Source organism: Dyadobacter sp. CY261 (genome assembly GCF_021440085.1).
Lineage (GTDB): Bacteria > Bacteroidota > Bacteroidia > Cytophagales > Spirosomataceae > Dyadobacter.
Genome location: NZ_JAKCPW010000012.1, coordinates 113,698 through 126,618 on the forward strand (window position 1 = coordinate 113,698; position 12,921 = coordinate 126,618).

Annotated in this window: 9 protein-coding genes; 7 read left to right on the forward strand and 2 right to left on the reverse strand. The window is 50.3% G+C overall.

What is annotated here, in order from left to right:
- Nucleotides 1-11: 11 nt before the first annotated feature.
- Together LZD49_RS28135 and LZD49_RS28140 are read right to left on the reverse strand one after the other, a co-directional pair.
- Nucleotides 12-3,374, reverse strand: a complete 3,363-nt coding sequence (locus tag LZD49_RS28135; protein WP_234671183.1) for a PVC-type heme-binding CxxCH protein — start codon at nucleotides 3,372-3,374, stop codon at nucleotides 12-14.
- A gap of 355 nt (nucleotides 3,375-3,729) precedes the next feature.
- Nucleotides 3,730-4,611 (reverse strand): phytanoyl-CoA dioxygenase family protein, encoded by an 882-nt coding sequence (locus tag LZD49_RS28140; RefSeq protein ID WP_234671184.1) that lies wholly within the window; start codon nucleotides 4,609-4,611, stop codon nucleotides 3,730-3,732.
- Nucleotides 4,612-4,769: 158 nt separating this feature from the next.
- Here LZD49_RS28140 and LZD49_RS28145 point away from each other — a divergent pair, with 158 nt between their 5' ends.
- From LZD49_RS28145 to LZD49_RS28175, 7 genes are all read left to right on the forward strand, one after another.
- Nucleotides 4,770-5,636 (forward strand): AraC family transcriptional regulator, encoded by an 867-nt coding sequence (locus LZD49_RS28145; RefSeq protein ID WP_234671185.1) that lies wholly within the window; start codon nucleotides 4,770-4,772, stop codon nucleotides 5,634-5,636.
- 286 nt (nucleotides 5,637-5,922) lie between these two features.
- Nucleotides 5,923-6,297 carry a hypothetical protein gene (locus tag LZD49_RS28150; RefSeq protein WP_234671186.1) on the forward strand — a complete coding sequence of 125 codons (375 nt, stop codon included), beginning with the start codon at nucleotides 5,923-5,925 and terminating at the stop codon, nucleotides 6,295-6,297.
- 146 nt (nucleotides 6,298-6,443) lie between these two features.
- Nucleotides 6,444-7,907: a Gfo/Idh/MocA family protein gene (locus LZD49_RS28155; RefSeq protein WP_234671187.1), complete on the forward strand. Its 1,464-nt coding sequence runs from the start codon at nucleotides 6,444-6,446 to the stop codon at nucleotides 7,905-7,907.
- 269 nt (nucleotides 7,908-8,176) lie between these two features.
- Nucleotides 8,177-9,484: a metallophosphoesterase family protein gene (locus tag LZD49_RS28160; protein WP_234671188.1), complete on the forward strand. Its 1,308-nt coding sequence runs from the start codon at nucleotides 8,177-8,179 to the stop codon at nucleotides 9,482-9,484.
- Between the two features lie 42 nt (nucleotides 9,485-9,526).
- The gene (locus LZD49_RS28165) at nucleotides 9,527-10,453 is read left to right on the forward strand and encodes a glycosylase (protein WP_234671189.1); all 927 of its coding nucleotides are present in this window, start codon (nucleotides 9,527-9,529) and stop codon (nucleotides 10,451-10,453) included.
- A 144-nt stretch (nucleotides 10,454-10,597) separates the two neighbouring features.
- The gene (locus LZD49_RS28170) at nucleotides 10,598-11,818 is read left to right on the forward strand and encodes a Gfo/Idh/MocA family protein (RefSeq protein ID WP_234671192.1); all 1,221 of its coding nucleotides are present in this window, start codon (nucleotides 10,598-10,600) and stop codon (nucleotides 11,816-11,818) included.
- Entirely contained in the window at nucleotides 11,815-12,840 is a 1,026-nt protein-coding gene (locus LZD49_RS28175; RefSeq protein ID WP_234671193.1) for an FAD:protein FMN transferase, read from the forward strand. The genes LZD49_RS28170 and LZD49_RS28175 overlap by 4 nt, the downstream gene beginning before the upstream one ends.
- The last annotated feature ends 81 nt before the right edge of the window (nucleotides 12,841-12,921 follow it).

The window sequence follows — 12,921 nt, forward strand, 5'->3', positions numbered from 1 at the left end:
AAAGGTTTGTCTCAGCGCCCCTGAATAGTCGGGTTTGCGGCAGTTATCCGGATAATACCCTGCATAACCTGCCAGTGTCCGGGAAATGAACAGATAAATGGATACGCTCCCGGTATGGCAGGAGCGGTGAAATCGAGGCGGTAAGTTTTGCCTGCATCTACAAGCGGTGTTGCGAACAATACTTCCGGGAGGGCCGGGACAAAGTTCTTTTCAAAGCCGTCCTTAAGTTTGGCCATCGCATCGGCGGCTTCACCCACTTTTTGCGTTTGCCCAGGGCTGGTAATGACGACGTTATGCGGCATAATATCTGCGTTTTGGAAAACCAATGATACCTGTCGCCCGGCAGGTATTTGAATTTCTTTCTGATCAAATGCCATTTTCGCTTCCACTGCTTTCAGGTTGATTTCCAATCTGCCCTTTGGCTCCTTTGCCGCCTTTTCTTTCTGCTGTGCTGTCGCCTCCGCGCGACGGTTGATTTCTTCCGACACCAGTTTGTCAGGCGGAAGATGACTCAATTCGCCCGCGCTAATCAGCCTCAGCAAGTTGCGTTTATCATTTTCAGAAACCATCAAAGCGGATTTGTCAGAATCAAACGAAGCAAGCCATACCGGCTTGAATAGCAGCATGGTCTCGCGGATCGCATAATCCAGATAGTAATCGGTAGGATGTTTGTAAATATCGAGCGCAACAGGAAGTGCCTCATCCGCTTCAAAATCACTAAGCGCCACGATGGCTTCCAGCCTCACACGGGGTGACTCATCGTTCACACGGGCCTGGATAAGTTTGAGTGCGCCAGGAATGCCTTTCCGCCAATATCGCAGCACACGTATTGCCGCTGCCCTGGTACGAGGGTCCTTGCCGGTTAAAAGCGTATTTAAGAGTTTTTGTTCCGGCCGATCGAAATCCTGGTAAAGCCAGAGCGCTTCAAGCAAATGGTGCTCAGAAAGTGAGTCACTGGCGTCGGGGGCCATAGTCCATTTTTGAAGTTCGGGCGCCAGCTGTTGCCACGGAAATTCCCGTAGACGCGTTCTGGAACGGTAACGGAGCCGGTCTTCGTGCACTTTTAGATTATCGAGTAGTTGCGGAATGCTTTGCTTTGAAATATCGATCGTTGTCAGCAAAGGGCGGTTTTGCGCAGTAATGCGCCAAATCCTTCCATGCGATTTGTCGCGGGCGGGATCACGGGGCGGGTTTTCGCCGTGTGAAATGAGCGGATTATACCAGTCGACAATGTACAGCGCCCCGTCCGGACCAAATTCGAGGTCGATAGGCCGGAAGTTCGGGTCTGATGATTGAAGTAAAGGCTCCATTTCCTGTCCCTTTATGCCTGAGCCGTTTTGGATAATGCGGTGCTGCTTAGTGCCCTGAAATCCGATGTTATTATTTACCAGAAAGTTGCCCTGCACATCATCCGGGAAGTGTCTGCTGGAAATAATCTCGATCCCCGCTGTCGGACGAACACGTGTTTCGGTGAACATATTTATTCTCGGATGCTTGTCAGGGTAAACTATGCGACCAGTCATCGGCGGTGCAAAGTAGTTGGAACCATCCGACGCGTCTCCGATCAAATGCATTCCCCAACGATCAAAAACGCTTCCCCACGGATTATAATAGGGATATGAGATATAATGCGAAAGTTTGTGCGTGCGCGGTTCGAAACGGTAGGTCGCACCCGCATAGGAGCGGATAGGGCCGTATGGCGTTTCAACTTGTGTATTCAGAAACGTGCCTTCATTGAAATACAATGCCCCGTCCTGCCCGAAAGTAAACGCATGCGTGGCATGATGGCTGTCTTCGGAGCCGAAGCCGCTCAGGACCACCTCGCGGATATCAGCCTTGTCGTCGCCATTGGTGTCTTTGAGAAAAACAATGTCGGGCTCCTGCGATACATAAACCCCTCCATCGCCGAATTCGAAGCCCAACGGCAGGTAAAGGCTGTCGGCAAAAACCGTATGCTTGTCGGCCTTGCCGTCCCGATCGGTATCTTCGAGGATCACGATTTTGTCATGCACAGGGATGCCAGGGAAATACTGCGGATAAGTGGGCATCGTGGCCACCCAAAGCCTTCCTTTTACGTCGAAGTTGAAGGCCACCGGCTTTTCAATCGGGAAGTCTTTTTCGGAAGCGAATAAATTGATGTTATAACCGGGCGGTAATGTAAAATTATCAATAGTGGCTGGCGATGCACTGCTATGCCCCTCGTGTACGGCGGCGGCTTTTGCGGCTTCGCCCTGTCGGCCAGTCATATTCACAGTCGTTGCCAATGCCGGATCGAGCGGTTTGCCCCGCTGATCCACGATGGAAAGCGCCTCGGCGAAATGTTTCGGATCATCGCTTTTCGCCATTTTCCAGATCACCGAATCCAGTGCTGCGGTCATGTGGTTGAGTTTCCGGAGTTCAGGCGGGAAGGCAATCACGCCGAAAGGCTCCCTCCGCCGCCCGTATATATATTCGCCATTCACTGCCCGCCAGCGGTAGAAGAAATGGGCATCCTTCATTTTCACTACCGCCGCGAGAGTGCTGTTCGCCGGGCTGTTCAAATCGGGTACTTTCCGGGTTGGCGACAACGCACGGCCCATCCATCCTGCGGCAAGCCGATAGCCTCGGTCATTGAGATGAATGCCGTTTATCGTCAAATGATTATTTTGAGAAGACTGCATGGCGGCCAGCGACGGGGCATAGAGATCGATAAATCTGATCCCCAGCCGTTTTGCCGTTTCTGCCATGGCCTGCGTATATATTGCAAGGTTACGATTATGTCCGGTCGGATCAGGAAAATGGCCTCCCAGCTTTTCGTGGGCGATGGGCGACACCAGAACCACCTCAGGCGCTTTGCGGCCATTATAGCGGTGATTCTGCAAGTTTTGTATGAAAGTCTCGAGGCTCCTGCGAAACGCCGGTAACCCTGTTTCCCCTTTGAATGCCTCATTCATGCCAAAGCAGAGGAATATAATGTCGGCCTTCTGGTCCGTCAGGTCCTGGTTCAACCCGGGGAAGTTGAGGGGCACAGGCATGACGATTTTCTCGCCTTCGTGGGTAAATCCCTGAAACTTTATATCGTTTTTGCCTTCGGTCAACCGCGTTGTTTTCTCTCCGAAGCCCGGGAAATTAAGTGGGCGGGGTTGCAAACCCACTTCATCGGCGCTCCAACCCATATTACGGAATGTGAGGTTGCGGTCGGGGAATTGTTTTTGAAGTAATGTCTCGAAATAGCCATAATGCCGCATCCGGTCGGCAAAGGTATTTCCCAGAATGACTATATGGCTGTCCTTGGCCGGAGAGAACACCGGAGCCGGTCCCTGGGCTTGCAGTGAAGCCACGGATGAAAAAAGGAGCCACAATGCTGGAAGGTAGGGGAGAAGTAGGGTGCGCATATCCAGGCGGGATTGAGTTACGTACAAAAGAAATGGCCGGTTATTTTCTCCTTTAAGAAATTTCAGCCACAACCCGCAACGGATCGGTATGATGCGAGTGCCTTGATTATAAGGCTCATTTTATAGCACAATAATAGCCGCATTTCATTTGAAGTGCCTCCCGAAATGAGGGACTTGAGGCCCTGTTATATTGTTAGGCAGCAACTGGCGATCCCGAGAGCTTCCGGCACATCGCTCTTCCTGATCGTCAGACAAGCGAATGACCAAGAAGTTTAATAAAAACGCCGGAGGAGAACCACCGGCGTTCGAGGTTGAGCGTGTGTAGTAAAAATAAAACGGTTTAGGAATAGTAGCGTTATACGTCGAACAGAAGGGGAAAGAACTGCCCTTTTAGTTTTTCCCCTTTTGGTACCACCGGAACGCCGTCGAGTAATGGAGAGTCGGTGTCCGACAAAGTGCCGTCGGCAAAGACATTCAGTACAAATGCACGCCGGGAGCGTTCTGAACGGTTTTGGTAAGAGCCGTGGACCATCAGTGGATGATGAAAAGTGCCGTGCCCACGCTTCATTTCAATGGGGATCGGCCTAAATTCCGCTTTTTGCTCGTCTGTCAGGTACTGCATGAGGCCTTCCATGTCGCCAGCCAGATCAGGTTTATCCAGAAGGCCCCAGCGGTGGCTTTTGGGTACATAATACAGGCAGCCGTTTTCGACCAGGGAATCGTCCAGACCAGTCCAGCAGGTTAGGTGTTGCATCGGTACCGACCGTGTCCAGTAGGAATAATCCTGATGCCATGCCACCACACCTCCATGGCGTGCGGGCTTGCAAAAAAGCTGGTCATGCCAAAACCTCACCGACTTATTATCCAGTAACTGGCTAGCTGCCATCACGAAAGCCGGGTTCCAGAGAACGTCATGAAACCCCTCGGTGACACGCCATGCGCCCAATGCATGCAGGAGCACCGAATTCGGATCGGCGGATTCGTTGGAATGAAACTCGTAATATAAATGATGTCCGGGGTGTGAAGGATCGGTGCTGACGGCAAGTTCGTCGTTCAAAGCATCCACCTGCCAGTCTTCGAGGAGCTTGATGTCCGACAGATAGCCGTTTTCATGGAAAAATGCCACTTGCTCCTCGCTAAGCCGGTATTGTTCCCATTCCTCCCGACTAGCAGGCTGTTTGAAAAGGTCGGATATCAACTCATGATACCGCGAAAGGTCTCGGGTGGCTACTTCCATGATTTTTGTTCGGGATTAGTTTTAGTAATGCAAATATGAGAAGGTCAGGCCTTTTCGGTGTTGCTGATTTTGACTAATAAGTAAACTATTTTGTGGTCCGATAGTGTATGATGACGTAATGGATGTCTAAATAAGGTATAATTAAGTATTTTAGGCTCATGAAAGCACAATTCGAAGCGTTTCAGCCACTGCCAGCATCCTCTTTCCGTATTTTTGGCTATGAGGTGAAAGAATTCGATGCGCCCTGGCACTATCACCCAGAGTATGAATTGACCATCATTTTGCGAAGCGAAGGAATTCGCTATGTAGGCAACAGCATGGAAAGCTTTGAAGCCGGCGATCTGGTGTTGCTCGGGCCGAATCTTCCACATTGCTGGAAGAATGCGCCGGATCATCCTGGGCCGGCCAGCTCCATTGTCGTTCAATGGCCCGCGGAATTTATGGGCGCAGGGTGGCTGGATGTTGAGGAATTTAAGTCGATCAGGCGTTTGTTGCAATTGGCTGGGCAGGGTATCCGGTTTAATCTCGAAGTGTCGGCGCGTGTAAAGCCCATGCTAGACGAAATGCTTGAAATGCAGCCGTTCACACGTTTGATGAAGTTTCTGGAAGTGCTCGAATTACTGGCCGGTGTAAAAAACATCCATTTTCTTTGCGAGCAGGGTTTTGCATATCCACTCAATTACGAGGATAATCAGCGCATTAATACTGTTTACAATTACATCCGCGAGCATTATGGCGAACGTATTACACTCGCTACGCTTTCAGGATTGGTACATATGAGCGAGGAAGCGTTTTCACGTTTTTTCAGCAGGACCATGCAAAAACCGCTTTTTACCTTTCTGAACGAATACCGTATAAATATGGCCGCCAAATTGCTCATTGAAACCGATATGCAGGTAGCCGAGGTCAGTTTTGCATGTGGTTATGATAGTCCACCCTTCTTTTTCAGGCAGTTCCGTAAATTCGGCGGCATGACCCCCGCCGCGTATCGCAAGCAATTCAGGAGTACGGAGACCGCAGGATAATTGGTGATAGAACTAAGGTGAAAGTGCTTTTTCTTTTGGAATGGAAGCAATAGATTCGTGGCATCGAAAATCTAAACTCACACTGGAAAATGGAAATAGCTGACTTGCTTTCGACCGCGATACTTATTGCCACAGGAGCTCTGATAGTCTTTAAATTAGGTCGTTTTTTGTTCAATCTCTTTTATGGAGATATTGTCCTGACCAATCCGAGGACCGGAAAGTCGGTCACTTTGGGTCGGCATCACCGAGACGGCCTTTCCCAGGAAATTCAAGACGTGCTTGAATAATGCCAGCGCGGCAAAAGCCTCCGATTCCCTATCCGAAGAGTAAAGCCATTGCTACGCTTACAACGGCCTTTAGCGCTATCATTTACAAATTTCCTGACGGGAGAATCAAAGAAATCCTGTTGGTTTCGGTAGGCTTGATAGCTTATTTTACTTACGATAGTTTTGTGATAGTCAAACGCTTCGTTCTGCACGAAGTTAGCAGCTGGATTTCACTTAGTATTACTGAAAAAAGGGTAGGGAAATACGTCCACGAACTGGAAATTGAGCTTAGGTCTCCCAATACATCTTCTGAGCGACTTTGCGAGATCAAAAGTGAAATAAAGCGATATCGCGACCAGTTGGCCAGCCAGCGGTTTGAAAGCCTGAAAGGATAGGAACAGACGCGCATTCTACTGCCTTTAAATCCCTTCATTTCTATTTTCCGAGTAAATACTTAAAAAAAAGTGCTTAGACCAGTAGTAAACTTGGGTTAAGTACCTGTAATCTGTATATCCATTTCCTAAATCAAATAATCACGTACATGGAAAAAAAGAATACCGTTCAAGAGCAGCCTTCTTCTTCGCGGAGGGATTTCATTAAAGCAGCCGCAGGTACGGCAGCAGGTGTGATGATCGTTCCCCGCCACGTGCTGGGCAAAGGATATGTGGCACCCAGCGACAAGCTGACTGTGGCAGGAGTGGGTGTAGGCGGAAAAGGAACTTCCGACATCGCCAATTTCTTCAAAAGCGGTAAGGCCAATATCGGCTACCTGTGCGATGTGGACGACAGACGTGCAGCGACCTCCGTTAAAAATTTCCCTCAGGCCAAATACTATAAAGACTGGCGGGAAATGTTCGAAAAAGAAGCCAAAAACTTTGACGCTGTATCGGTGTCAACACCCGACCACACTCACGCGGTAGTGGCTATGGCAGCAATGCAGCTAGGCAAGCACGTGTATGTGCAGAAACCGATGACGCACGATATTTTCGAGGCGCGCATGCTCACGGAAGCTGCCGCCAAATACAAGGTAGTAACCCAAATGGGTAACCAGGGCTCATCCGGCGATGGCGTACGCCAGTTGCACGAATGGTATGATGCCGGTGTGATCGGGAATGTGCATTCGGTGTATATCTGGACCAACCGGCCCATCTGGCCGCAAGGTATTCCCTGGCCAACCGAAAAGCCTGCCGTACCGTCGGAGCTTGACTGGAACCTGTGGCTGGGTACCGCGCCGTACAAAGACTATGTGGACAACCTGATCCCGGGAAGCTGGCGTGGATGGTGGGATTATGGAACCGGCGCATTAGGTGACCTTGGTTGCCACCTGATGGAAGCTCCATTCCGCATTCTGGACCTTAAATATGCCGTAGACATGCAGGCCAGCGTTGGCAGCGTGTTCACTGCGTTTGGTAAACGCGGTATTTTCCCTGATAGCTGCCCACCGTCGAGCCACGCCACGCTCACGTTTCCTAAAACATCTAAAACCAAAGGACAGGTAACGATGCACTGGATGGATGGCGGTATCAAACCCGAACGTCCGGAAGAACTTGGCCCGAACGAGTTGTTTGGAGACGGTAACAGCGGTATTCTGTTCGTGGGTACAAAAGGCAAGATGATGGCCAGCGAATATGCGGCCAATCCGCGCCTGCTGCCGCTTTCGCGTATGGAGGAAGTGAAAGTGAAACAGAAATTCGCACGCGTGCCTGGCTCGGCAGAGGGCCATTATGCACAGTGGGTGGAAGGATGTATCGCCGGTTACGGTAAGATGGAACTGAGCTCGTCGTTTGAAAAAGCTGGGCCGCTGACTGAGGCAATCCTGATGGCGAACCTGGCCATTCGCGGTGCTGATATGCCAAAAGCGCGTGCAACTGGTAACGGTTTCGACTATCCGGGCTCGAACCTGAAAATGTTGTGGGATGCCCAAAATATGAAAGTGACCAACTTCGACGAAGTCAATCAATGGGTGAAACGCAGCTACCGTGAAGGCTGGAGCCTGGGTGTTTGATCGGTATGATAGATTGCTTACATTACTAAAATACCCTCTGCGAAAGCAGTAGGGTATTTTTTTGCTAGAACCGTGAGCGCTTTTTTGCATTGTCATGAATAATTTTCACGGCACAGGCAGCAATCGTTTCTCGCAGGCGATAGCCTTTACCGTGAAATTCTTCGTATTTCATTTGCTGACTGACATTTTTCGCAACATTCCTTATTTAGAATGGACTGCTGAAAGGTTGTCGGGGCCTGGTAACCATTTGGCTGCGGCCGTTTTAATGCATGTATTTAAGAAAAAGTATTTCAAAAATTATCTCAACAAGCGTATCCGCTGTGTGGGCTTTTACGGTTTCGGCCCAAAATACCGAATTATATGCCCCCACAGTCACGCCCGACCGCATTGTGCTTAACGTTACAGTCGATCCATCGACTTCAATGGCGGTCAACTGGCGGACTGCCGGAGCCGCATCGGAAAGTTTTGCAGAAATCGCGGTCGCAGAGGCCGATCCGAGGTTTGTCTCGAAGGCCAAACGGTTCAAAGCCAAAACCGAGAAACTGATTTGGGAGGACACGCCGACCGCGAATTACCACTCGGTGATCTTCGAAAAGCTGCAACCCGGTACCAAATACGCGTACCGCGTAGGCGCGGAGCCGGGATGGAGCGAATGGATCCACTTTACAACGGCGGGTACACGCGATCAGAAGCTGTCGTTCATTTATTATGGTGATGTACAAGTAAATATCTCGTCGCTGTGGTCGCGCGTGGCGCGCGAGGCATACGCAAAGGCGCCCGATGCGCGCCTGGCCATTTACGCGGGCGATCTTATCAACAAGGCCAACCGTGATGTGGAGTGGGGGGACTGGTTTCGGGGCGGTAGTTTTATTCATTCCATGATCCCCGCATTCCCGACGCCCGGTAATCACGACCATTTCGACACGCCGGAGGGCATCAATACGACGTCCGTATTCTGGCGGCCTCAGTTTACATTGCCCGAAAATGGCCCGAAAGGCCTAGAAGAAACCTGCTATTATTCGGATATTCAGGGTGTGAGGTTCATTTCGTTAAACTCAGACCAGGTGGATGTTTCGGAAAAATGGACGCAGGTCCAGAAAGAATGGCTGGAAGGAATCTTGCAGATCAACCCGAATAAATGGACGGTGATCACTTTCCATCATCCGATTTTTTCACCCAAAACCACTCGCGACAATATCCGCATGCGCGAGACTTTCAAACCATTGTTCGATCAGTACAAAGTAGATCTTGTATTGCAGGGGCATGACCACACCTACGCCCGTGGCATGGCCCATATTCCGATGAAGGAAAAAGGTGCGCAGTCAGGGACGATGTATGTAGTGTCGGTGAGCGGCCCGAAAATGACCGATTCAAATATCGAGCGCGCAGCCTGGATGGACCGTTCGGCGATTTACACCCAACTTTTTCATGTAGTAAATGTGCAGGGCGAGAAGCTTTCATTTGATACTTATACCGCTACCGGTGAACTATACGACGCATTTGATTTGATCAAACAAAAAGGAAAGACCAACCGCATCCTCGAACGAATCCCGACAAACATAACCGAGCGCCGCTAACGACCTCTGGCGACCACCTGACAACTCCCGACCAACATTCCCATGAAACGCATTGCCCTGTTTGCATTATCCGGTTTACTTGGTGCCTCGCTGCTGCTGGCCCTACACCCGCCGATAGCGGAAGAATTCCCCGCCGAAATTATCAAATTCAAGGCTTATGCAGGTAACCCGCTGTTCGAAGGCACGGGCGATTCGAAAACCTGGGACGAAAAGATCCGCGAACGTGGCTACATTCTCCGCGAGGGTAATAAATATTACATGTGGTACACCGGCTACACCAAAGCCACCGGCGACGATATCAAATACCTGGGCCTCGCTACTTCCGAGGATGGCCTGAAATGGACACGCTATGCGAAAAACCCTATTCATACAACATTATGGGTGGAAGATATGTGTGTGTTGAAAGACGGTAATACTTATTACATGTTTGCCGAAGGCAAGGACGACATCGCGCATTTGCTCACGTCCACCGACCGTATTAACTGGAAGGACCAGGGTGCCATCAATATCCGGCTTAAAGACGGCTCGCCCATGAGCGAAGGCCCTTACGGCACGCCCACTATTTGGAAAGAAAAGGGCATCTGGTATCTGTTTTACGAACGAAACGACGCGGCTGTGTGGTTGGCAACCAGTAAGGACCTGAAAATATGGACGAACGTGCAGGACGAGCCAGTCCTCGACGCCGGTCCGGAAAAATACGACGCATTTGCCGTCGCATTCAACAAGGTGATCCTGCATAAAGGCCTTTATTATGCCTATTACCACGCATCTGCATTCAAAGACTGGCGCGAATGGACAATGAACGTGGCCGTTTCCAAAGACCTCGTTCATTGGAAAAAATACGAAGGCAACCCCATCTTAGGCAGCGACTCGTCGAGCGGTTTCCCGGTATTCGACGGCAAGCAATACCGCTTTTACACCATGCACCCCGATGTGCGGGTTTATTTTCCTGAAAAACCTGGGAGATAAGTTGGTAAGAGACATGCAACATTGCATTTGCGGACCTAGATCAAATTCATGATTTTTTCTCTATTAGATTCATTTTCAATCCAACTAAAATTATCTACATTTACGGGCACGTGCCCGTAAATATTCCTTAACCTATTCTGACCCATGATCCAACCACCTACATCCAGAAGAGACTTTATCACAACAGGCCTTGCTGCTGTGGCAGGTGCTGGTCTGTCGGCCGCTTTTACACCGGCATTCGCCGTAACCGTCCGTCCGGCCGACAAGATCCGCCTCGGCATTATCGGAACAGGCTCGCGCGGTGCGGGCCTGGCGACGCTGATTCGGGAAATAACGGATTACGACCTGGTCGCTTGTTGTGACATTATTCCGGAAAACCTGCAAAAAGGGTTAAGTTTGGCCTCGGCGAACGCCAAAGGTTACACCGATTACCGCAAGCTGCTCGACGACAAGTCAATAGACGCCGTCGTGATCGCCACGCCTTTATACCTGCATTATCCCATGGCCGTAGCCGCATTGCAAGCCGGAAAGCACATTTACCTCGAAAAATCAATGACCTACGATATTACGCAGGCGATTGATCTCGTGAAGAAAGTAAAGGCCTCGGGCCTCGTGTTTCAGGTTGGCTACCAGTATCGCTACTATGGTTTGTACCACCGGGTGAAGGAAATCATGAAAGAAAACTGGCTGGGTAAGATCACCCATTTCGAATGCCAGTACAACCGCAATTCCAATTGGCGTTTCCCGGTAAAGGACCCGAAAATGGAGCGGGCAATCAACTGGCGTATGTACCGCGAATATTGCGGTGGCCCGTTGTCGGAGCTTTGTGCGCATGAGATCGATGTCGTCAATTACTTGACAGACAGCCGTCCCGTGAAAGTGGTGGGCTTGGGAGGCATCAACTATTGGAAAGATGGCCGCGATACTTACGACAACATCCGCACGGTGTACGAATATCCTAACGGCGTAAAGGCGAGCGTAACTTCTGTGCTTTCCAACGCGTATAATGGATACAGCATCCGCATTCTGGGCGATAAAGCGACAGTCGAGATCCTTCGTGACAAGGCATTTATTTATCCTGAAAGTACCAACAATGCCAAAGGCGTGGTAGACGGCGTTACCGGGGCAACCATTGCTGTTACGACTCAGGGAAAAGGTGTCGAGGTAAAATTTGGCAAGCCGGGAGAAGCCGAACTCGAACCGACGGTTTTCGCGCTGAAAGACTTTGCTGAATGCGTAAAAAATAAAAAAGAGCCGACTTCGAACGTCGAAACCGGCCGCGATGGCTCCATTGCGATCCATATGGGCAATGCGGCCGCCGATACGGAAAAAGTACAATACTGGAAACCTGAATATTCCGCATGATGAAACAAAAGGCATATTCCACATGGCTTGCCGCATTAGCAATATGCCTTTTTAATATTGCATCACGGCCCGGTGGTGCCCTGAAAACCTTCCGGATCAACGGTCGGGCGCAGGGGACTACTTACGCCGTCACCTATTATGCCGAACGGGAGGCCGTTTCGCAAACACAAACCGATAGCATTTTTAAAAGCCTCGACGCGTCATTGTCCATTTATCAGCCCGGCTCGTTGATCAATACTTTCAATGCATCGCGGGAAGGTGTTGAAATGGATTTGCATCTCAGCCGCGTTGTTGAGCGGTCGATGCAGATTTATAAGCAAACAGGTGGGTTGTTTGATATTACCGTGTACCCGCTTGTTAATGCTTGGGGCTTTGGTACCAAAGACGAAGATGGGCTTCCCGACAGCGCTGCCATCCGGCGAATTTTGCCCTGTGTGGGTTCAGTGAATTTGCAGACCAGCGGGAATAGCCTGGTCAAATCGAATCCCTGTATCCAAATAGATGTAAACGGCATTGCACAGGGTTATTCCGTCGATATTGTTGCCGACTTTCTGGAAGTGCGTGGCGTAAGTAACTACCTTGTCGAGGTGGGAGGGGAAATCAGGACGAAGGGTCGAAAGTACCCCGGCAAGGAAAAAATGTCGATCGGGATCGAAACGCCCTCGGCCACCGAGTTCGACACGCCCGTGATCCGCGAGGTTATCAGCATTGGCGACGGGGCCGTGACGACCTCGGGCAGTTACCGCAAATTCCGCCAATCAGGCGGCTTGCGGCTTTCACATATTATTAATCCAAAAAGCGGTTTTCCTGTGCAGCGCGAGATCATCAGCGCAACCGTAGTAGCGCCCGACGCGATCACAGCCGATGGTTTCGATAACGCGTTACTGGCAGCAGGCGTCAACGGGGCATTTGAAATACTCAAAAAACACCCCGAAATGGATGCTTACCTCATTTACAAAAAGACTGACGGAAATGTTGCCGACACCGCTTCGGCGGGTTTTGCGAGGCATGTAGTGCGTTAAATGTCCGAAGGCGCACCATGGACCATTGCCAAAGGATTAGTTTCGGCGGGTTTGCGGTGCTCTTCTTTATTGACGATGGAT

Excerpts from the sequence above, each read along its gene's own strand:
- LZD49_RS28135 (WP_234671183.1), bottom strand. The coding sequence starts at position 3,374 with ATGCGCACCCTACTTCTCCCCTACCTTCCAGCATTGTGGCTCCTTTTT.
- LZD49_RS28145 (WP_234671185.1), top strand. The coding sequence starts at position 4,770 with ATGAAAGCACAATTCGAAGCGTTTCAGCCACTGCCAGCATCCTCTTTC.
- LZD49_RS28170 (WP_234671192.1), top strand. The coding sequence starts at position 10,598 with ATGATCCAACCACCTACATCCAGAAGAGACTTTATCACAACAGGCCTT.
- LZD49_RS28150 (WP_234671186.1), top strand. The coding sequence starts at position 5,923 with ATGCCAGCGCGGCAAAAGCCTCCGATTCCCTATCCGAAGAGTAAAGCC.
- LZD49_RS28140 (WP_234671184.1), bottom strand. The coding sequence starts at position 4,611 with ATGGAAGTAGCCACCCGAGACCTTTCGCGGTATCATGAGTTGATATCC.
- LZD49_RS28160 (WP_234671188.1), top strand. The coding sequence starts at position 8,177 with ATGTATTTAAGAAAAAGTATTTCAAAAATTATCTCAACAAGCGTATCC.
- LZD49_RS28175 (WP_234671193.1), top strand. The coding sequence starts at position 11,815 with ATGATGAAACAAAAGGCATATTCCACATGGCTTGCCGCATTAGCAATA.
- LZD49_RS28165 (WP_234671189.1), top strand. The coding sequence starts at position 9,527 with ATGAAACGCATTGCCCTGTTTGCATTATCCGGTTTACTTGGTGCCTCG.
- LZD49_RS28155 (WP_234671187.1), top strand. The coding sequence starts at position 6,444 with ATGGAAAAAAAGAATACCGTTCAAGAGCAGCCTTCTTCTTCGCGGAGG.